We start from the raw sequence: 18,971 nt of genomic DNA, 5'->3' as shown, positions 1-18,971 counted from the left end.
CCCACTATTTCGTAAAATAGTGGGCTTTTCTTATACAAGGCGTTTTAAACTTTGACTACTTTTGATAAGGACACTTTGCTCATGATTTTTCAATGGCGAGTTGTCGAATGGTTGATTCGACGATATGAACCCCAACTTCTATCGCCCTTTCATCAGGAGTCAGCTTACTATGGTGCAGACCAAACGACGAATCAACCCCTAACCAAAACATAAAGCCTGGTATTTCTTTTAAGAAATAGCCAAAATCTTCGCCAGTCATTGCTTCAGGGGCATCGTGCCAATTATAGTCCGTTTGCTTAATGAGCGTTTTAAATTGTTCAATATACACGGGATCATTATAGACTTGATAGTAATTCGAACCATAATCAATCACTACCTTACAATAATGGCTCTTTTCAAAGCCTGTGGCAAACGATTCGATTGCACTTTTAATCTTGTCAATGGCTTCAGGTGCTCCTGTACGAATCGTCCCTTCTATTCGTGCTTGTTCAGCAATAACATTTTGCACCGTCCCCCCTGTGATCTTACCTACTGTTACAACCGCACTCTCGATTGGATTGACTTGGCGACTTACAATATGTTGTAATTGCGTTACAAAAGTGCTTGCTGTGACGACCATATCATGCGTTAAGTGCGGATAGGCAGCGTGCCCACCTTTCCCTTTAAAGTCAATAAAAAGCTCGCTCGTATTAGCAAAAAGTAGCCCATCTTTTGTTGACACCGTACCTACTGGTAATTCTGGTGCAACATGTAAAGCAAAAATAAGATCAGGTCGATATCTCTGAAATAATTCAGATTCTAATAAAGGAAGCGCGCCACCTGGCCCCTCTTCCGCTGGTTGAAAAATAAAAAGCACATCATCCTTTATTGGCTGTTTACTTATTCGTGCAAGCACCCCCAGTGCAATCGTCATATGAAAATCGTGTCCACAAGCATGCATATAACCGGGATGGTTAGATTGATAAGGTAAATTTGTTTCTTCAGATATAGCAAGCCCATCAATATCACAGCGGAAACCAATCGTTTGCGAAGGATTAGCGCCTTTTACACGAACTAAAATACCTGTTAACCATTTTTCTATCGTTAAATGTGTTTGATCAAATGTTTTTATTACTTCTAACAAATAAGCTTGTGTTTTATGCTCTTTAAAGCCTGTTTCCGGAATTTTATGTAGGTCACGTCGGATTTGAATTAACTGATCACTATTCATTATCTCAACTCACTTTCATACAATTAAAACATTATAAATGACTCAGTCATAACAAATACAGCAATTTTCCATTATCATTAAAACTTTCGTAAACTAACGTGTAAAAAAACAGGAGAAATATCTCCTGTTTAACTAGTCATCTAATTTACGCAAAGCTTGCATAATTTCTGTCTTTGTTTTGGTCTGATCATCAATTTCTTTAAGGACACGAGCAGGCGTTCCTGCTACGACGGTATTAGCTGGCACGTCTTTAGTAACGATAGCACCTGCCGCGACCACAGCCCCTTTACCAATAGTGACACCTTCTAAAACAACGGCATTGGCCCCAATGACCACATCATCTTCGACAACAACCGGTTTAGCAGATGGCGGTTCAATAACCCCTGCCAATACAGCACCCGCGCCAACATGACAATTTTTACCTACTGTTGCACGTCCACCTAATGTTGCATTCATATCAATCATCGTACCTTCGCCAATAACAGAGCCAATATTAATCATAGCCCCCATCATGATCACCGCATTGTCACCAATTTGAACTTGGTCACGAATCACTGCACCTGGTTCAATACGAGCATTTATTTCTTTTAAATCTAATAGTGGGATAGCTGAATGACGACGATCATTTTCAAGAACATAATCTTCAATCTGCTCACTATATGTAACTAATAAATCGTTAATCGTCTTCCATTCGCCAAAGATAACACCCGTTTTGTCTTGAACAAAGGCTTGTACATCTTTACCAAAGTCAATCTCTCCAATGTTATCACCTTTTAAATAAACTTTTACAGGTGTAGATTTTTCACTATTTGAAATGAAAGAGATAATCTCATTCGCATCCATCATTTTCATCTTTAAAAGTCCCCCTTGGATCTGTAATATGCTTTACTTTACCAAATGATAAGTAAGCTTGACAAGTTTTTTATATCTTAATTTCTTATTCATTTTTCTCACTGAAAAGCGCTTTATTCACGTGAATGTATTTATTCAACTGCTTTAACACTGCTCTTCTTGTTACGATTCCATCAAAATAACCGTCTTGGTCAACCACACAAACGAAAGGATGATCAATAACCTTCTTTAAGCATGTTAGAAAGTGATCTGACCTATTTAAACAAGGTGTACTCGCCCCCATGACGTGCTCAACCGTTATGTCAGATAATCGTTCCATTTCAAAACGTTCAAGCCCTAAAATTTCATTTAAAATAATGTTCTTACCTATTACTCCTTTGAATTTGTAACTTGTATCAAGAACGGGTACCGCTGAATAGCCTGACTTCACTAAAATTAAAAGGGCATGTTCTAAAGGATTATTCAGCTGAACATGTGCAACCTTTTCAGAGGAAATCATTAATGTCTCCGCTGTTAATTGTAATAATGGTAATTCCTTAATATGTTCCATAAGCCACTCCCCTTGACGAGCAGTTGAAGATAGATTTTCACGTTTGAGCTTCCTATTACATTTTACCATAGTTCAGAAAGAAGCGAAATTATTTCACTTTTAAAAAAGCTCGTCCAATCATCCTCTTGAAGGTTCTGTTGCTCTAACCATGCTGGGACTCTTCTTAATATTAAAACAAAACATTTAACAATCTCACTTCCTAATTCTGCATTGAAATTTCAAGTACGACATATGCTTCAGCTTATATTTTGTCGTAAAATAAAACGAACCTACAATCAATGTTAGTTTTCGTTCTTCCCCCACTGATTAGTCGTTGCGCAGATCAGGACATTAGCGACCATTATCTACTGCCTAAATAGATGAGCGCTGCACTCTATTTTAAGCGGGCGTTTTACCGACGCTTATCTATGAACAAATGATCAAGGACGTTGAACCCACTATATTAGCCGGTCGCTAAATAAATTCTAATCTTGGGATAGTTTTCATTTAGTATTCATGCTAAAATAGTGATAAACAATGATGCATAAGTTGTGTTCTTTGAGGAGGTAAGCATTTCGTGAGACAAGAGGTCAGTGATATTGCTAAAGCCATTTTCATAATTAACCGCCATGCAAAAACTGCTCTAAATCCAAAAGAACTTTATAATATGAAAAAATTAGCCATCGAAAAACTATTAAATGAGCATCAAGCAAAGAAAATTGGACTGCATTACTCTGAACGCCCTAAATTCAGCAGACAACATTCTACTGTCCTAGTCCAAGTTGGTGACTACTATTTTCATATTCCTCCAAATAAAGAAGATTTTAAAGCAGTCAAACATCTCGGTGATTTAGATACTAATTTTAGAAATCCTAAAACCAAGATGTCTCTCACCCAAGCAAAGCGAATTGTATGTCGTTATCTAGACATTCCTTATCAAGAGAAAAAACTTGATAAACAAAAACCCTCATCCTATACTCCATCGTCATTAGGTAAGTGGAATTATTCTTATTACGATCGCAAAAGACATAGATAATACTATGTCTATTTTTGACGAGGAACAGCCTGGTATTTATTGGTTAACTTCTTAATTAATAGGCATACAGAAACAATAGCTATAATACTACTTAACAGGTATAATTGGGTTTTAATAGTAAGTATTTCAGTTACCGAAAGTGCATTTGTTAGGACTAAATAAAATATTAATAAAGTAAGGATTAAAGTAAGGATATGGTTGTACTGCCTTTTCGTTAATATATGAACTAACGGTTTAAGTAGCACAAATAAGATAAAGAATATAACCAATAAGATGCTAATTACCATAACATCTTGTGATACACCTAAAATGCGTAATTGTTGATAAATAGGGTTGGACATAATTAGAAGACCTCCTCACTTTCATCATAGCCAACGATTACAGCAACCATACCTGAATGTTAACTTATTAGGAGGTAGTTATGAAAAATTCAATCAATCAAACGATTAAAAATATAGAAATATCCGGAATAAGAAAATTCTTTAACCTCGTTAACGAACGAGAAGATATTCTCTCTTTAACGATTGGGCAACCCGATTTTTCTACACCTAATGTCATTAAAGCAGCTGCCAAAAAGGCGATAGATAATGACCAGACGACGTACACAGCAAATGCTGGATTACCCGTATTAAGAGAAGCTGTAGCAAACTATTTAAATGAGAAGAATCAGCTATCAATCGATATGACTCAAGTCTTGATAACAGTAGGCGCCTCACAGGCAATCGACATCGCTTGTCGTGCACTATTAAATAAGGGGGATGAAGTGATCCTTCCTAATCCAGTCTATCCAGGCTATCAACCCTTAATTGAATTAGCGGGAGCAAAGCCAGTCCATATAGATACGCGCGCTACTGATTTCAAGCTAACCGCTGCACTAATTGAAAAGAACATAACTGAGCATACCAAATGTGTGATATTACCTTACCCATCGAATCCGACAGGTGTAACACTTTCGAAACAAGAGCTTATCGAAATCGCTGATGTTATCGATAAGCATAACCTTTACATTATTACAGATGAGATTTATAGTACATTAACTTATGAAGGCAGTCATTATTCTCTTGCACGGCAGACGCAAATTAAAGATCGTGTTATTGTTATCAATGGTTTATCCAAATCACATGCCATGACGGGTTGGCGTATCGGTTTTTTAATTGCACCACATGATTTAGTAACAGATTTCACCAAAGTACTACAATATAACGTTTCTTGTGCGAGTTCAATAAGTCAGCATGCTGCATTCGCTGCTGTGACACTAGCTAAGGACGAGCCAGATTTAATGAAACATCACTATCAAAAGCGCAGAGATTACGTGCATCATCGATTATTATCGATGGGGTTAGAAGTTGTCAAACCAGACGGCGCATTTTATTTTATGTTCCGCCTACAGGGAGATAAGAGCACATTTGAACTTGCAATGGATATTGTCGATAAGGTTGGGCTTGCTTTAGTTCCTGGTGATGCTTTCGGAACAGCAGGTGAAGGTTACCTTAGATTATCATACGCATACGATATGGAAACACTGACTGAAGGATTAGATCGTCTAGAAAGATATATCAAGACAAATCATTAGTTTTATCACAGATAACCGTCCGTAAACGCTCACTGATTGAAGGTTCGTTTTATGAAAAGAATAGGCTGTCGAGCATATCATCATGCTCGGCAGCCTAAATATAGGAAGATGTATCATCCTGATTTTATTTTTTAAAACCTCTTACTTGCTCATATTCATTTAACAATTTATCTAGCTCTCTACTAATTGCAATGGATTCTCTACTCGAAAAGCCCTTTTCGATAGCAACCTCGATCATACTGTTTCTTAAATGTTCGATACGCGACAACAAATTGGATGTGTCCAATCGAGTTACCTCCATTTCTTTCCTTAATTTATTTTAACATAATGAATAGAATATAGATACTTCTAAGCGTGGCTGTTTAATTCCTAAATACTTTTAAAATGTGATAGAATAATGTTATTAGCTCATTAATTTTATGTTGTATAAGGAAGGATTTTTAATACATGTATAGAGAATCATCTAAACATTTTATCAAATTAGGGAAAGTATTACTATTGACTTTTTTCCTTATTTTCATTATAAATAAACTTATTTTTACAACTTCTCAAGTAATTGGTGATAGTATGTCTCCTACTATTGAAGATAAGCAATGGATTATCACAAATCGTTTAAGTTATACTTTTAATCAGCCTAGTCGTGGTGATGTCATTGTCATAGAGCTTGAGAATAAAACATTAATCAAACGCGTTATTGGTTTACCTAATGAAACGATTGAAATTATAGACCAACAATTGTATATAGATGGTATTCCTTATGCACAAACGTTTATTACTGATGCAGACAGTTTTCGTACTCATGACGTTCCTGCGACGGAAATCCCTGATCACACTTATTATGTAATCGGAGATAATCGACGTATGAGCCGTGACAGTCGCAATGATCTTGGCTTCATAGATGAAGCAGATATTGTTGGAAGAGCTGAATTCATTATCTATCCTTTTTCCGATTGGCAAGTTATCTATTAAAAGAAGGTGTTAAAGGTGGCGCATTGCCCTTATTGTGGTGCTAAAGTATATGAAGATGAAATATTTTGTATAAATTGTGGTGATAAATTACCTGATCATATTGAGGATAGAATTTTAGTAAAAAGGCGATCAGCAAAAACTTTAGTTGTACCAGCTGTAATTGTCTCACTAACCATTTGTGCCTTAGTCGCGTGTTACTTTTTCAACTATTATCAGCAAAGTAAAGCGAAGTCATATTATCGACAAGCTGAAGATGCCATACTTGTCTCAGACTATGACAAGGCTCACGAATACATTGAGCGAGCTTTGAACCATTACCCTAATTTTCCTGAAGCACAGGTGTTACACCAGTTTGCTAAATTTTCGGTTGATGTCTTAACAGATTTAACACAGGCCGATGATGATGATCAGCAATTACAAATACTATATCAGGCAATAACTGAATTAGACAATTATTCAGGTGAAGCCGCTGACCCGTTTCATGACCTGTTGCACCAAAAACAAACAGATCTTCAGCTCATGATTGTTGAAAACAAATTAAACAATGAACCTTCTATCCATGATTTGCCTGCCATCCTTTGGGAGGCTGAAGGCATTCAAGATCCCGATGCATATGAATTGGTCAGTGTAATAAGAGAACAAATAAGTGCACATACCTCAAATCAAGCAAACACTTATTTACAAAACAATCAATTTACTGAAGCTAAAGATACAGTAGAAAATGGATTGTATTATCTACCTAACGACGATAAACTTCAAAGTTTATTAGAAACGATTAATAAAGAACAAGATATCTTTACAACCGAACTCGAAGTCCGTATGGAACAAGCTATTTCACAGTATGAAGAAGAAGCAGACATTAATCAAAACGATGCTGTTGAAATAATCGATGTTGATTTAAATGAGAATAATCAGGGTCACCTTGTTGTCTCAGGAGAAATTAGCAGTTTAGCTACCATCCCTATTCATACCATTCAGGTCCATTATGTATTACGTGATCAAAATGATAAAGTCATTGAGACAAATGATGTCTACGTTTATCCAGACACTTTATATCCTGAAGAAAAAGGACAATTTGACCATACTTATTTTGATGAAAGTTGGATCAACGACGCCGTTCATATTCAGGTTGAATCGATAACCTGGTTGCTTGATTAATACACTAGTGAGGGACTTTAAATGGAAAAAAAACAGAAAGTTAAAACAATGATAATTAGTACTCTATTAGTTGTTGTGGGTCTATTTGTAAACTACCTTTTTTATAGCAATATTCAACAAAACGACATCACGGTAGAAAGTAACATTATTAATTATGATGATAGTTCTGCTGCCACCAATGACTTACAACATATTATTCATGAATCGCAAAAAAGCATTGTGCAAATTAATGTTGATACAAAAGAAACAAGTCGAGTCGGGTCTGGCTTTCTCTATAATACGCGTGGAGATATTATTACAAATGCACATGTTATTGATGGTGCTAAAACGATTAATGTCACCATGTCAAATACTGAAACCTATCCAGCAGCAATTGTGGGCGTTGGAGAAAATCAAGATATTGCTGTTATACGTGTTCCTCAACTTATCAATCAGAAACCGATTCCATTAGAAACCAGTGAGAAACTCCTTCCAGGAGCTGAAATTATTGCTGTTGGCAGTCCGCTTGGCTTTCAAAATTCAGTAAATATCGGAATTATATCTGGTATAGATCGATCTTTTGACATTGACGATTATAACTATACTGATGTTTATCAAATATCGGCTAACATTACGCATGGGAATAGTGGTGGGCCATTAATAGATCGTCGAACGGGGAAAGTCGTTGGTATCAACTCTGCTGGTATCGAAGATAGTGACATTGGCTTTAGCATTCCCATATCTGCTATTATAGACGATGTAACAGAATGGTCTTCTTCAATTTCAAACGAAGAACTTACTTTCCCTAGTGCTATATCAGGTCCTAAACGAGACCAAGAGGTATTTCTAGAAGATGCAACCTATCTTGTCCAATATTTCATTGAGAGCTTGGCGATACATGACTATATTAATGCCTATACACTATTAGGTAATAATCTTCAAAGTCAAACAGACTATCCGAGTTTTAGATCGGAATATTTACAACTTAGAGATATCATATTGATCAATTATCAAGATAAACAGATTGCAGAAGATAATGCACTGCTACACGTAGAAATTGAATATAATCATAGTACTGATAACGAAAAAATGGAAAAAACTAATTATTTATTTACAATTGGTTATGAAAACGATCAGGTGAAAATCTTAGATTATCACCCTGAATAACAAATAGAGAAAAGAGTGGTAAAAGTGAGAAACTACCTATTACTCGTTTTATTTATAATGAGTCTATTATTACTTGGCTGTTCCGATAACCCTCCAGTTATTGTACAAGAAGAAATTAATCCCACATCTGATGAAGGTGTAACATTTGTTGAAGAAGATCGAGGGAAAGACCCAGAAGGTCCAAACAGTGAGACGCAACAGTTTATAGAATTCACTCTAACCGATCGACAAATCTCCTTGCATATTGATCAAATTCCGATTTTATCAAATTATTTAGCTCAACATACCAATCGAAATCAAGCCATTGAAAATATGCAATTAACCCAAATTGATGAAGATGAATTTGACTCCTTATTTTTATTAAGTTTTGCTTGTGAAAATAACAGCTGTTCTTACTTGCTTCTTAATACAGAAACTGAACAGTCAAAATTATTAGCTGATCAGGCCGAGATTACTCGAATTGATCCTTCAACAGATCATTCTAAGTTACTGATTAAGTTTGAACGACAAGCTATTGAGCAGCCTTGGAACTTAAACAAAGTTATGCTATTCGATTTAGATAATTGGAGTGAACATACATTTACGCTAGATGATTCCGAAGACTTTATCTTTAGCGCATTTCGTTCACCGATTTTAACCGTTGAATGGATTGATGAGGCAGCATTCAAAGTGCAGATTCCAGATGTAAGTCAACCTACAATTGAACAGCTAACAAATTGGTTTAACGCCAACGAAAAAACAACAAAAGATATTATCATTTCTTTAGAAGACTAGGAATAGTTGAGTGAATCCGAACATTAGCGTCCACCTATATAGATTGACCTCTGCCATCTAGTTGCAGCATTTTTCGGACGGGTTATCTGTGATAAGGAAGGAAACACAACAACAAACTCGATTACTTCGTGGACAATATTCACTTAAGAACACATGGCCCACCTTGAGTTATCATCTTATCATCCGTTTAACCAACTAAATAAAAGAATTCATTTAAGACAATATCCACCCCTAGAAACGTTATTAACGATCTAGGGTTTTTTATTTCAATTTAATTAATGAACTCCCCTCTACCTCATCTGCTTATGAAGTCATAAGCAGATGCCAATCAAAAAAACTCAAACAGACTTCAAAATCATCTTTCCTTGAATAAAAACAAATTTTTTTCAAAAGCTATCTAAAAAAAGAGGTGATAGTTAATGATGTTATCTTTTAACAAGTTTCGCCCCATCTATATTGGAGCATTGCTACTTGTTTTTACAACAGCCTGTACTAACGGTCAAGCTTTAGATCAACAATCTCCTGAACCACTTGGTGTTAAACAAACAAATTATGCTGGCTACCAGCAACAACCTCTCAATCAATTAATTATTGATCAATTTGAGGACATTATCGAAGTCACAAGTGTCATGAATGATGAAGAATTATTAATGGCAATTAAAGTTGATCAAGTGGCCCAATTTAATGAGCAAACCATTGCCGAAGAAGTGGAAAGCTATATTAAAGAATCTGACCAAAATATGAAGCCCAAAGTATCTTCAGATTTAAAGGTATTTGTGGAAATTGATCGTTTAAAATATGATTTAGCAGATCAAAACTTATCAAAAAAAGAGTATGACAAAGCCTTTAAGAATTTAAAAAAGTTATTAAAAACACCGTAAATAAACTTTGAATAGGATGCTACTCAACCGTTTTATTCCACTTATTTAACACAAGGAGAATTTAAATGTTAAATACTAATAAACAACAATATTCACAGCTGGCAACCAAACACGAAAAAAAACGTCCAATTTTACTTAATTGTGTTCGTGCCTTCATTATTGGAGGGCTGATTTGTGTAGTTGGACAAGCCATTAGCTTCTTTTATATGTTTTATTTTGACTTTACTGAACAAACAGTAGGAGACCCCACCGTTGCAACGTTAATCTTTATCACCATGCTACTAACAGGATTCGGTATATATGACAAATGCGCACAATTTGCTGGCGCAGGCACTGCTGTTCCCGTAACTGGATTCGGAAATGCAGTGATATCAGCTGCAATGGAGCATCGTAGTGAAGGTTTCGTACAAGGTGTAGGTGCTAACATGTTCAAATTAGCTGGATCCGTTATTTTATTTGGTGTTTTTTCTGCATTTATCATTGCATTGATTAAAACGACACTTATTCAATTAGGAGTGATCGGATGAAAATAGGCAAACAAAGCTGGAGCTTTCAGCAAAAACCCGTTATTAGCTCATCTGCAACAGTTACTGGTCCATTTGAAGGAAAAGGCGCTATTGCCAATAAAATTGACCTTATCCACAAAGATCTTTATATGGGACAGCCAAGCTTTGAACAAGCACACCAACAACTCATTGAAGATGCCTGTCAATTAACTGTTCAAAAGGCTTCCATTCGCTATCAAGAGGTTGACCTTTTTATTAGCGGTGATTTAATTAATCAAATGACACCAACAAATTTTGCTGCTCGCCACCATCACATCCCTTTTATTGGAGTCACCAATGCTTGTGCGACTTCAATTGGTGCTTTAGCTCTTTCGGCACTTATTGTTGATAGTGGAAATGCGCACTATATCCTTACTGGTGCAGCAAGTCATTATGCGGCCGTTGAAAAACAGTTTCGTTATCCAACTGAATACGGCTCACAAAAGCCTCCGACAGCGCAATGGACAGTAACAGGTGCTGGGTTTGGCCTTGTCAGCCAAATTGGACAGGGACCGCGGATAACAAAAGCAACGATTGGACGCGTTATGGACTTAAATCAAACGGACCCTTTCAACATGGGTGGGGCTATGGCACCTGCAGCTGCGGATACGATACTCACTCACTTAGAAGATCACCAAGCTTCAGTAGATGACTATGATCTAATTGTAACCGGCGATTTAGGGGAAATTGGGCAATCGATTACCATCGATTTATTAAAATCACAGCAAGTGGATATTCCCACGAAAAAATGGGTTGATTGTGGATTATCAATCTATAAAGCAGATCAGAACGTTTATGCAGGTGGTAGTGGAGCTGGTTGTTCTTCCGTCTATTTATACAGTCAGTTACTTGATGCACTAAATAAGCAAGAACTTAATCGAATTCTTGTCATTGCTACTGGTGCATTATTGTCACCTTTATCAACCTTACAAAAGCAGTCTATTCCAGTTATAGCACATGCTGTAACGATTGAAAGTGAGGCAATTTAAATGGTATTTTTATGGGCCTTTTTAGTTGGAGGAACCATTTGTCTAATCGGACAATTAATCATGGATTTATTTAATAAAACACCAGGATTTACGTTAAGCTTGCTTGTTGTTGCTGGAGCAATTTTGGATGGATTTGGTCTATATGAACCACTGATTGATTTTGCCGGTGCAGGAGCAACTGTGCCTATTACAAGTTTCGGTAATTCACTAGTACACGGTGCATTGCAAGAAGCAGAAAAAAGTGGATTTATTGGCGTAGCAACAGGTATGTTTGAAGTCACAAGTTCAGGTATTTCTTCAGCCATTATTTTTGCAATGATTGGCGCTTTACTTTTTAAACCAAAAGGTTAAAATCGTTTATCACTATTTACAATAACAGATGAAACAAAAAAAGATACCAGCGAATATATACTTTGCTGGTACCTTCTTTCTTCTATCAATCGCTTATTTTAACAGCTATTTTACCGAATTGTTCTCCTTTAGTTAGATAGCTAAAGGCTTCTTCAATATTCGAGAAAGCAAAAGTTTCATCAACGACTGGATGGAGCTGATGTTCGCTCACAAAAGACAGCATTTCTCTTAATTCTTCTCTACTGCCTAAAGTTGAACCTAATATTTGTTGTTGTGCGTAAAAAAACCGTCTAACATCAAAAGCGATTTCATCTTCTGTGGTCGCTCCAAATGTTACTAGTCTTCCACCTTTTCTTAATACCTTTAATGACCTTGCAAAAGTTGCGCGCCCAACGCTATCAATAACAAGGTCAATCGTTTCACCTTCAAGCAAGCTTTCCCAATCTTAGTTACTTCCAATCCCCTTATCTGCACCTAATTCAATAGCTTGATTAAGCTTCACTTGTGATCGTGAAGTAACGATAACTCTTGCACCGATCATCTTAGCAAATTGGATCAGATAAGTTGCAACCCCACTACCCGCACCTGGGATAAACACGGTTTCATTCGGTTTCACTTGGCCCTTTGTAAATAATGCTCGAAAAGCTGTTAAAGCTGCCAATGTCAAAACCCCTGCTTCCTCCCAATTTAGATGATCAGGTTTTGGTTCGATATACTCAGCATCGACAACATAATATTCTGCAAATGTACCATGATCAGGATAACCGACTATCTGTAACGTATCTGGAGAAGTTTCATCATTAGTAATCCACCCCATTCCTGGATTAACAATCACCGCATCGCCTTTCTTAAATCGCGTGACATGATTAGCTACCTCTTCAACTACACCTGCACCATCTGAACCCATCACCAATGGTTCGGTATTTTCACCTCTTCTTGAGGGGATCATCAAGTCACGTCGATTTAATCCTACACTCTTCATCTTAATTAATACTTCCCCATCTGCTAATACAGGTTTGGTTAAATTTGCAAATTGTAAATTTGAATCTTGGTGAACATAAGCTTTCATTTAAAACGCCTCCTTTATCTTCTCTTATCAATTGAACAGATCGCTATAATATAGGATAATAATTATTTAGAAAGGATGAAAAAAATGTTCACTTCTACTTTACCCTATCTTAAAACGGATCGAAACATTGTTGACAATAAAGTTATCATTACTGAAGTGCACCACGAATTAGTATTGGAAGAAACCTTAATAAAAGCAAACACCACGATATATCATTTATCAGATTTATACGATGTCAATTATCGTTCCTTATCACCGTCTGCTTACCTGTTCCACTTGTACACGACAAGTGGCATTCACACTTTCCAAACAAAACATCACCCAGAAGCCTTCAAAAAGGCCATTCTATTCAATAAACAAAACTTAAACACACGTTAAATGAAAATATTTCCTCTAGATAGCTCAGTTATTTTTCAAACAAACTTTAAACGATTTTTGTTGACTTGTAAATCGTTTAAACCATATTAATGTTTCATATTTACGTTACCTCTACTATTTTACATCAAACGACCCTTCAAATCAGTGGGCGTGGGACTACAGGATGTAGGTTATGCAGACGTTGCCACAGGACGTGGCGGTCTTAGTCTGTAATCCTTCTTAAAGCTGTGGCGGTTTTAGTCTACGATCTTATCCACCCACTGATTTCAAGTTCATTGAGTGAATCCGGACATTAGCGGCCTCAATCGATTTGCTCTAATCTCTTATTTTGAGGAGGCCTATGGACGGTTATCTGTGATAAATTAACCACCATATAACTATCCCTGTTTAATAGGTTGTTTGGCTAGTATTGCTTTTTTTAATCTTTGTTGCATTTCACCAATCCCTTTTGTCCCTAACAAAGGGAAAACTAAAGAGACTTTGCCATCAAATGTCGATTCAACAACCTTTTTATGCTTTTTTCCTGTTAACACCACTATTTGATCATAAACGGTCAATTGCTTTTCCTTTATTTGTTTTTTTAATTTTTCAAAACTTATTTGAGCTTCTGTTTCTTTCATTCCAAAAGTGATATCATAATTCCCTTTTATAATCTCATCAGGAGAACAATAACCGTACTTACCTGACAATATTACCCACTCATCGCAAAATAATTCAGCATATTCCCTAGTTAATTTATGTAAGTTACCAATGTAGGCATCTTCTACTTTTGTCGGACCTAAAGACGGATTAACATCCCAAATCTTCTTTTTACCACAAGGTATAACTGCAAGTCTCCTCAAAGTGCTCCCCCTTTTATTAATTATATAAGTAGATATAAATAGCTTCTCGCAATTAGATAAAAAAGTCAATTCAGACAAAAGATAACGGTTTCTTTTTGAATTATTTAAAATATAATAAAAATCAGAAAATTTTCCTCAAACCTGTTGACCATTATGCCAATTGATTGTATGATTGTCGACAACCAATTAATTATTTTACTATTTAGACAAGAAAGCACTGAATTAATTTTCAGAATTATCGTATTTCGTTAGTCGTGTAATAGTAAGAGTTAGAGTTAGGGGCGATTAAAATGAGAAGTGACATGATAAAAAAAGGGATTGATCGTGCTCCCCATCGTAGTTTATTACACGCAACCGGGGTAAAAACAAAAGATTTAGAAAAACCATTTATTGGTGTATGCAATTCATACATTGATATTATACCTGGTCATAAACATTTAAATAAATTTGCTGAAGTCGTCAAGGATGCAATTCGGGCTGCCGGTGGTATACCTTTTGAATTCAACACAATTGGTGTTGACGATGGCATTGCAATGGGTCATATAGGAATGCGCTACTCACTTCCTAGTCGTGAGATTATCGCGGATAGTGCTGAAACCGTCATTAATGCCCATTGGTTTGATGGCGTTTTTTATATACCGAATTGTGACAAGATCACCCCCGGTATGTTAATGGCTTCCGTTCGAACCAATGTACCTTCCGTTTTTGTTTCAGGTGGACCAATGGAAGGCGGTGTCTCACCAGATGGTGAGCATCTCTCACTTGTTTCAATGTTTGAAGGCGTTGGCGCTGTTCATTCTGGTACTATGACAGAAGCTGAATTAAAAGAGTTAGAAACACTAGCTTGTCCGACTTGCGGATCGTGTTCAGGCATGTTTACTGCAAATTCAATGAATTCACTCATGGAAATGTTAGGTATGACAGTGCCTGGTAATGGTACAATTGTCGCAACCTCAGATCAGCGACATGAACTTATTTATCAAGCTGCACAGCATTTAATTGACTTAATTAAAAAAGACATTAAACCAAGGGACATCATTACAAAAGATACGATTGATGATGCCTTTGCATTAGACATGGCGATGGGTGGTTCAACTAATACGGTGTTGCATACATTAGCTATAGCTAACGAAGCTGGCATTGAATACGATCTAAATCGTATTAACGAAGTAGCGGAGCGTATCCCTTATCTATCAAAAATTAGTCCGGCTTCCCATTATACCATGCATGATCTCCATCTCGCAGGTGGCGTCAGTGCAATTATTCGTGAATTAGCCAGATTAGATGGAGCTATTCACAAAGATAGAATCACAGTCACAGGTAAGACTTTATATGAAAATGTAAAAGATCATAAGATATTAAATGAAGATGTTATTCACCCAATTGAGACACCGTATAGCCCAGTTGGTGGGTTATCCATTTTACACGGTAACATTGCGCCAAACGGTGCCGTAATAAAAGTTGGAGCTGTTGACCCTTCGATTAAAAAATTTGTTGGCACAGCTATTGTATTCGAGTCTCAAGATGAAGCGCAAAAAGGCATCAATGATGGCACAGTCAAAGCTGGAGATGTCGTCGTGATCCGCTACGAAGGACCTAAAGGAGGTCCGGGAATGCCTGAGATGCTTGCACCAACAGCAGCAATCGCTGGTAGAGGATTAGATAAAGATGTCGCACTCATTACAGATGGACGCTTTTCAGGCGCATCAAGAGGGATTTCAATTGGACATATCTCACCTGAAGCAGCTAGTGGCGGACCGATAGCATTGGTTGAGACCGGCGATAAAATTATCATTGATCTACCTAAGCGCACCATTGAACTAGATGTAGCAGACGAAGAGCTTGCCAATCGAAAAGCCAATTGGAAGAAACCAAACCCTAAAATAACGAATGGTTATTTAGCGAAATATGCTAAATTAGTTACATCCGCCAATACGGGTGGTGTGATGGATTTTTAACAATTGAATAAAGCGAATACGATGAAAAGAGCAAAGGAATAATGAAAATGTATTCTCAGAGAGCCGGGGTTGCTGGAAGCCCGGAAATACATTTTATTCCGACATCGTCTTGGAGTTGTTAAATTGAACGGGGCCTTCCCCTTTTAGATTTGACCGGGTCTTCATATCAACTATCAACGACCCGTTATCAAAATAAGCCAATTGATATGGCTTATTGAGATTACATTTGTAAGAATGTAATAAATCAGGGTGGTACCGTGAAAAGCAAAGATCTTTTCTCCCTTGTAATACTGCAATTGTTGCAGGTTATTTGGAGAGAATTGATCTTTTTTTACTATAAATAAAGGATCCATTAAACAACAGATGTCTATTATAAAACTTGTAAAACCATCTACAAAAAGCACGATAATTATTTATCAGGAGGGATTATCATGGTTAAATCAAAAGAGGAACACCAAAAAACGATTACACATGCACCTAAAACAGGAGCAGATCTATTAATCGAAACACTTTTAGAAGCAGATGTAGAGACATTGTTTGGGTATCCCGGTGGTGCAGTGCTACCTATTTTCGATGCATTATATAAGAAAAAGCAGCATTTTAATCAAGTCTTAGCTCGCCATGAGCAAGGATCGATTCATGCAGCAGAAGGATATGCACGTGTATCAGGTAAACCAGGTGTTGTCATTGCTACCTCAGGTCCAGGAGCAACAAACCTTGTTACGGGTATAGCTGATGCTATGATTGACTCCCTTCCCCTTGTTGTCTTTACGGGGCAAGTAAACCAAACTGTGATTGGAACAGATGCTTTTCAAGAAGCAGATATTATCGGGATTACAACCCCAATAACAAAGCATAATTATCAAGTAAGGCAAATAAGCGATTTACCGAGAATTGTTAAGGAAGCCTTTCATATTGCTACAACAGGCCGGCCAGGTCCTGTGCTTATTGATATACCTAAAGATATTGCTGCAAATCCATGTGCCGATCATTATGATCAATCCTTTCACTTGCCGGGATATCAACCAACGATAAAACCTAACCCAATTCAGGTTAAAAAATTGAAAGAAGCATTATTAACTTCAACTAAACCTGTTATATTAGCTGGTGCTGGCGTGCAATTTGCTCAAGCCTCATCCGAGCTTATCGAATTTGCGGAAACACATCAAATTCCAGTTATCAACACATTGCTAGGGCTTGGGACATTCCCGGGTGAACATGAATTATGGTTAGGTATGGCGGGTATGCATGGTACTTACGCCGCTAACATGGCGCTTTACGAAACAGATATGCTAATTAATATTGGCGCTCGCTTTGACGATCGCTTAACAGGTAATTTGGAGCACTTTGCCCCTTCGGCTATTGTAGCACACATTGATATTGATCCAGCAGAGATTGGTAAGAATGTTAACACACATATTCCTGTCGTCGGTGATGCTAAATTAGCTTTAAATGAAATGAAAAAGCAAATAACCGAAACATCAGACTTTGCTCAATGGCGTGACCATGTGTTAGCAAACAAACAAACATATCCTTTATGGTATAAAAAACCTGAAGATCACATGATTGGACAATGGGTTATTGAGAAAATATATAAAGAAACGAACGGGGAGGCTATTGTTACAACTGATGTTGGGCAACATCAAATGTGGTCAGCACAATATTACAAATTTAATAAACCAAACCGATGGGTCACATCAGGTGGGCTTGGAACAATGGGATTTGGTTTTCCTGCCGCAATCGGCGCACAACTTGCAGCACCAAATGATTTAGTTATTTCAATTGTTGGTGACGGCGGTTTTCAGATGACTTTGCAGGAACTTTCAATCTTACAAGAACGCGATTTACCAGTAAAAGTAATTATCGTTAATAACGCAGCTTTAGGGATGGTTCGTCAGTGGCAAGAAAAATTCTATTCTGAGCGCTATTCTGAATCCATCTTTAGCATTCAACCTGATTTTGTTAAGCTTGCTGAGGCATATGAAATTAAAGGTGTGAAAATCGAGAGCCCTGAAGACTTTCAAAAGCAATTACCAGACCTAATCAAGCATGATGGTCCAGTCTTAATTGATGCGCGGGTCCTTCAACAAGAGAATGTTTACCCAATGATTGCACCAGGTAAAGGACTTCATGAAATGATAGGAGTGAAACCATGAAACGAATTATAACAGCAAAAGTAAGTAACCGAAGTGGTGTATTGAATCGGATTACCGGTTTATTACAAAAAAGACAGTTTAATATTGAAAGTATCTCTGTTGGTCGAACAGAACAAGAAGGAATATCTCGTATCACCTTTGTAGTAGATGTAGAAGATTACCAAAAACTCGAGCAAGTGACGAAACAACTCAATAAGCAAATAGATGTTTTGAAAGTCTCGGACATTACCGATAAAGCAATTGTCGCGCGAGAACTTGCACTCATTAAGATTAGCAGCAACGCACAATTGCGATCGGAAATCCAAGGTATCATCGAACCCTTTCGAGCAAGCGTTATTGATGTAAGTAAAGATACCCTATCGATTCAAGTCACAGGTAAATCTGAGAAAGTTGAAGCATTAATCGATTTACTTAGACCTTATGGTATTAAAGATATTGCAAGAACTGGTGTGACTGCATTCTTACGTGGTCAACAGCCACAGGCAAGTCAAGATCAAACACCTTTTTCACTACTTCATTAAAAAACAATTAACAACCGAAGTAATATGTATTAAA

At 37.0% G+C, this 18,971-nt stretch carries 22 protein-coding genes; 14 read left to right on the top strand and 8 right to left on the bottom strand.

Annotated features, from left to right (window positions below):
• Positions 1–79 precede the first annotated feature (79 nt).
• The 3 genes from JOE23_RS03260 to cbpB form a co-directional block, all read right to left on the bottom strand.
• Complete coding sequence (locus tag JOE23_RS03260; protein ID WP_204435869.1) at positions 80–1,210, bottom strand: N-acetyldiaminopimelate deacetylase; 1,131 nt, start codon at positions 1,208–1,210, stop codon at positions 80–82.
• Positions 1,211–1,342: 132 nt separating this feature from the next.
• Positions 1,343–2,062 carry a 2,3,4,5-tetrahydropyridine-2,6-dicarboxylate N-acetyltransferase gene (gene dapD, locus JOE23_RS03255; protein WP_204435868.1) on the bottom strand — a complete coding sequence of 240 codons (720 nt, stop codon included), beginning with the start codon at positions 2,060–2,062 and terminating at the stop codon, positions 1,343–1,345.
• A gap of 85 nt (positions 2,063–2,147) precedes the next feature.
• Positions 2,148–2,612, bottom strand: a complete 465-nt coding sequence (gene cbpB, locus JOE23_RS03250) for a cyclic-di-AMP-binding protein CbpB (protein WP_204435867.1) — start codon at positions 2,610–2,612, stop codon at positions 2,148–2,150.
• A gap of 556 nt (positions 2,613–3,168) precedes the next feature.
• Between cbpB and JOE23_RS03245 the strand changes: the two genes are divergently transcribed.
• Entirely contained in the window at positions 3,169–3,627 is a 459-nt protein-coding gene (locus JOE23_RS03245; protein ID WP_204435866.1) for a YkyB family protein, read from the top strand.
• Between the two features lie 8 nt (positions 3,628–3,635).
• Here JOE23_RS03245 and JOE23_RS03240 read toward each other — a convergent pair whose 3' ends face one another.
• Complete coding sequence (locus tag JOE23_RS03240; RefSeq protein WP_204435865.1) at positions 3,636–3,968, bottom strand: hypothetical protein; 333 nt, start codon at positions 3,966–3,968, stop codon at positions 3,636–3,638.
• An 80-nt stretch (positions 3,969–4,048) separates the two neighbouring features.
• Here JOE23_RS03240 and JOE23_RS03235 point away from each other — a divergent pair, with 80 nt between their 5' ends.
• Complete coding sequence (locus JOE23_RS03235; protein ID WP_204435864.1) at positions 4,049–5,200, top strand: aminotransferase class I/II-fold pyridoxal phosphate-dependent enzyme; 1,152 nt, start codon at positions 4,049–4,051, stop codon at positions 5,198–5,200.
• Between the two features lie 124 nt (positions 5,201–5,324).
• Here JOE23_RS03235 and JOE23_RS03230 read toward each other — a convergent pair whose 3' ends face one another.
• On the bottom strand, positions 5,325–5,486 hold the full coding sequence (locus JOE23_RS03230; RefSeq protein WP_275581441.1) for an aspartyl-phosphate phosphatase Spo0E family protein: 162 nt from the start codon (positions 5,484–5,486) through the stop codon (positions 5,325–5,327).
• A gap of 161 nt (positions 5,487–5,647) precedes the next feature.
• On the opposite strand from JOE23_RS03230, the gene lepB reads away from it, so the two are divergent.
• The 8 genes from lepB to spoVAE all read left to right on the top strand — a co-directional run bounded on the left by lepB (position 5,648) and on the right by spoVAE (position 12,013).
• A complete protein-coding gene (gene lepB / locus JOE23_RS03225; protein WP_204435863.1) occupies positions 5,648–6,169 on the top strand; it encodes a signal peptidase I in 522 nt (173 codons plus the stop codon).
• Between the two features lie 15 nt (positions 6,170–6,184).
• Positions 6,185–7,327: a zinc-ribbon domain-containing protein gene (locus JOE23_RS03220; RefSeq protein WP_204435862.1), complete on the top strand. Its 1,143-nt coding sequence runs from the start codon at positions 6,185–6,187 to the stop codon at positions 7,325–7,327.
• Positions 7,328–7,348: 21 nt separating this feature from the next.
• Entirely contained in the window at positions 7,349–8,473 is a 1,125-nt protein-coding gene (locus JOE23_RS03215; RefSeq protein WP_204435861.1) for a S1C family serine protease, read from the top strand.
• A gap of 24 nt (positions 8,474–8,497) precedes the next feature.
• Positions 8,498–9,247, top strand: a complete 750-nt coding sequence (locus JOE23_RS03210; RefSeq protein ID WP_204435860.1) for a hypothetical protein — start codon at positions 8,498–8,500, stop codon at positions 9,245–9,247.
• Between the two features lie 419 nt (positions 9,248–9,666).
• Positions 9,667–10,128 carry a hypothetical protein gene (locus tag JOE23_RS03205; RefSeq protein WP_204435859.1) on the top strand — a complete coding sequence of 154 codons (462 nt, stop codon included), beginning with the start codon at positions 9,667–9,669 and terminating at the stop codon, positions 10,126–10,128.
• Positions 10,129–10,193: 65 nt separating this feature from the next.
• A complete protein-coding gene (gene spoVAC, locus JOE23_RS03200; protein WP_204435858.1) occupies positions 10,194–10,655 on the top strand; it encodes a stage V sporulation protein AC in 462 nt (153 codons plus the stop codon).
• The gene (spoVAD, locus tag JOE23_RS03195) at positions 10,652–11,662 is read left to right on the top strand and encodes a stage V sporulation protein AD (RefSeq protein ID WP_204435857.1); all 1,011 of its coding nucleotides are present in this window, start codon (positions 10,652–10,654) and stop codon (positions 11,660–11,662) included. Before spoVAC ends, spoVAD begins: the two co-directional genes overlap by 4 nt.
• Complete coding sequence (gene spoVAE, locus JOE23_RS03190; RefSeq protein WP_204435856.1) at positions 11,663–12,013, top strand: stage V sporulation protein AE; 351 nt, start codon at positions 11,663–11,665, stop codon at positions 12,011–12,013. It abuts the gene before it with no gap.
• Between the two features lie 85 nt (positions 12,014–12,098).
• On the opposite strand, the gene JOE23_RS18355 is transcribed toward spoVAE, so the two are convergent.
• Both JOE23_RS18355 and JOE23_RS18350 read right to left on the bottom strand, forming a co-directional pair.
• Positions 12,099–12,446, bottom strand: a complete 348-nt coding sequence (locus tag JOE23_RS18355) for a zinc-binding dehydrogenase (RefSeq protein WP_476692425.1) — start codon at positions 12,444–12,446, stop codon at positions 12,099–12,101.
• Between the two features lie 12 nt (positions 12,447–12,458).
• The gene (locus JOE23_RS18350; protein WP_476692424.1) at positions 12,459–13,082 is read right to left on the bottom strand and encodes an alcohol dehydrogenase catalytic domain-containing protein; all 624 of its coding nucleotides are present in this window, start codon (positions 13,080–13,082) and stop codon (positions 12,459–12,461) included.
• Between the two features lie 84 nt (positions 13,083–13,166).
• Here JOE23_RS18350 and JOE23_RS03180 point away from each other — a divergent pair, with 84 nt between their 5' ends.
• Entirely contained in the window at positions 13,167–13,460 is a 294-nt protein-coding gene (locus JOE23_RS03180; RefSeq protein WP_204435855.1) for a hypothetical protein, read from the top strand.
• Positions 13,461–13,837: 377 nt separating this feature from the next.
• On the opposite strand, the gene JOE23_RS03175 is transcribed toward JOE23_RS03180, so the two are convergent.
• Complete coding sequence (locus tag JOE23_RS03175; protein WP_204435854.1) at positions 13,838–14,302, bottom strand: DUF6884 domain-containing protein; 465 nt, start codon at positions 14,300–14,302, stop codon at positions 13,838–13,840.
• Positions 14,303–14,592: 290 nt separating this feature from the next.
• On the opposite strand from JOE23_RS03175, the gene ilvD reads away from it, so the two are divergent.
• The 3 genes from ilvD (at position 14,593) to ilvN (ending at position 18,937) form a co-directional block, all read left to right on the top strand.
• Complete coding sequence (gene ilvD / locus JOE23_RS03170) at positions 14,593–16,260, top strand: dihydroxy-acid dehydratase (protein WP_204435853.1); 1,668 nt, start codon at positions 14,593–14,595, stop codon at positions 16,258–16,260.
• Between the two features lie 431 nt (positions 16,261–16,691).
• Positions 16,692–18,416: an acetolactate synthase large subunit gene (gene ilvB, locus JOE23_RS03165; RefSeq protein ID WP_204435852.1), complete on the top strand. Its 1,725-nt coding sequence runs from the start codon at positions 16,692–16,694 to the stop codon at positions 18,414–18,416.
• Positions 18,413–18,937, top strand: a complete 525-nt coding sequence (ilvN, locus tag JOE23_RS03160) for an acetolactate synthase small subunit (protein ID WP_204435851.1) — start codon at positions 18,413–18,415, stop codon at positions 18,935–18,937. The genes ilvB and ilvN overlap by 4 nt, the downstream gene beginning before the upstream one ends.
• Positions 18,938–18,971 lie beyond the last annotated feature (34 nt).

It is taken from the genome of Amphibacillus cookii, from assembly GCF_016908375.1.
In the GTDB taxonomy this organism is placed as follows: Bacteria; Bacillota; Bacilli; order Bacillales; family Amphibacillaceae; genus Amphibacillus_C; species Amphibacillus_C cookii.
The sequence above is the reverse complement of the archived record's forward strand: the minus strand, read 5'-3'. Positions and strand labels throughout refer to the sequence as shown.

Excerpts from the sequence above, each read along its gene's own strand:
- spoVAD (WP_204435857.1), top strand. The coding sequence starts at position 10,652 with ATGAAAATAGGCAAACAAAGCTGGAGCTTTCAGCAAAAACCCGTTATT.
- cbpB (WP_204435867.1), bottom strand. The coding sequence starts at position 2,612 with ATGGAACATATTAAGGAATTACCATTATTACAATTAACAGCGGAGACA.
- JOE23_RS03205 (WP_204435859.1), top strand. The coding sequence starts at position 9,667 with ATGATGTTATCTTTTAACAAGTTTCGCCCCATCTATATTGGAGCATTG.
- JOE23_RS03260 (WP_204435869.1), bottom strand. The coding sequence starts at position 1,210 with ATGAATAGTGATCAGTTAATTCAAATCCGACGTGACCTACATAAAATT.
- JOE23_RS03180 (WP_204435855.1), top strand. The coding sequence starts at position 13,167 with ATGTTCACTTCTACTTTACCCTATCTTAAAACGGATCGAAACATTGTT.
- JOE23_RS03235 (WP_204435864.1), top strand. The coding sequence starts at position 4,049 with ATGAAAAATTCAATCAATCAAACGATTAAAAATATAGAAATATCCGGA.
- spoVAC (WP_204435858.1), top strand. The coding sequence starts at position 10,194 with ATGTTAAATACTAATAAACAACAATATTCACAGCTGGCAACCAAACAC.
- JOE23_RS18350 (WP_476692424.1), bottom strand. The coding sequence starts at position 13,082 with ATGAAAGCTTATGTTCACCAAGATTCAAATTTACAATTTGCAAATTTA.
- spoVAE (WP_204435856.1), top strand. The coding sequence starts at position 11,663 with ATGGTATTTTTATGGGCCTTTTTAGTTGGAGGAACCATTTGTCTAATC.
- dapD (WP_204435868.1), bottom strand. The coding sequence starts at position 2,062 with ATGAAAATGATGGATGCGAATGAGATTATCTCTTTCATTTCAAATAGT.
- ilvB (WP_204435852.1), top strand. The coding sequence starts at position 16,692 with ATGGTTAAATCAAAAGAGGAACACCAAAAAACGATTACACATGCACCT.
- JOE23_RS03240 (WP_204435865.1), bottom strand. The coding sequence starts at position 3,968 with ATGTCCAACCCTATTTATCAACAATTACGCATTTTAGGTGTATCACAA.
- ilvN (WP_204435851.1), top strand. The coding sequence starts at position 18,413 with ATGAAACGAATTATAACAGCAAAAGTAAGTAACCGAAGTGGTGTATTG.
- JOE23_RS03215 (WP_204435861.1), top strand. The coding sequence starts at position 7,349 with ATGGAAAAAAAACAGAAAGTTAAAACAATGATAATTAGTACTCTATTA.
- ilvD (WP_204435853.1), top strand. The coding sequence starts at position 14,593 with ATGAGAAGTGACATGATAAAAAAAGGGATTGATCGTGCTCCCCATCGT.
- lepB (WP_204435863.1), top strand. The coding sequence starts at position 5,648 with ATGTATAGAGAATCATCTAAACATTTTATCAAATTAGGGAAAGTATTA.